This window comes from Lactobacillus kalixensis DSM 16043 (assembly GCF_001434335.1).
In the GTDB taxonomy this organism is placed as follows: domain Bacteria; phylum Bacillota; class Bacilli; order Lactobacillales; family Lactobacillaceae; genus Lactobacillus; species Lactobacillus kalixensis.
Genome location: NZ_AZFM01000092.1, coordinates 1 through 475, shown reverse-complemented (window position 1 = coordinate 475; position 475 = coordinate 1). Strand labels below are relative to the sequence as shown.

1 protein-coding gene is annotated in these 475 nt (G+C 44.4%); it reads left to right on the top strand.

Annotated elements, in window-relative coordinates:
- Nucleotides 1–475, top strand: a 475-nt coding sequence (locus FC46_RS09900) for a mucin-binding protein (protein ID WP_157046844.1), incomplete at both ends; no start/stop codon positions are given.

Here is a 475-nt window from a genome sequence, read left to right as displayed (position 1 = left end):
CTGATCCAGGTAAGCCAGGCGAACCAATCAACCCTAATGATCCAGATGGTCCTAAGTGGCCAGAAGGCAGTTATGAAAATGCGTTGAAGAAGACTGGTACACAAACTATCCACTACGTATACGCAGATGGTACCAAGGCCAAGGATGACAATGTTCAAAGCTTTGACTTCACCAAGAGTGCCGTAGTAGATAAGGTAACTGGTAAGATTATCAGTGAAACTGGTTGGAATGTATCAAGTCACACCTTCGGTAGTGTTGATACTCCAGTAATTGATGGCTACCATGCAGATAAGCGTACTGCGGGTGGTACAACAATTACTCCAGATGACTTAACTAAGGAAGTAACCGTAACATACACACCTAACGGTAAGATTATTCCAGTTGACCCAAGTGGTAAGCCAATTCCAAACGTGCCACAACCACAATACCCAACAGATCCAACAGATCCAACTAAGGTAACTCCGGACGAACCAGT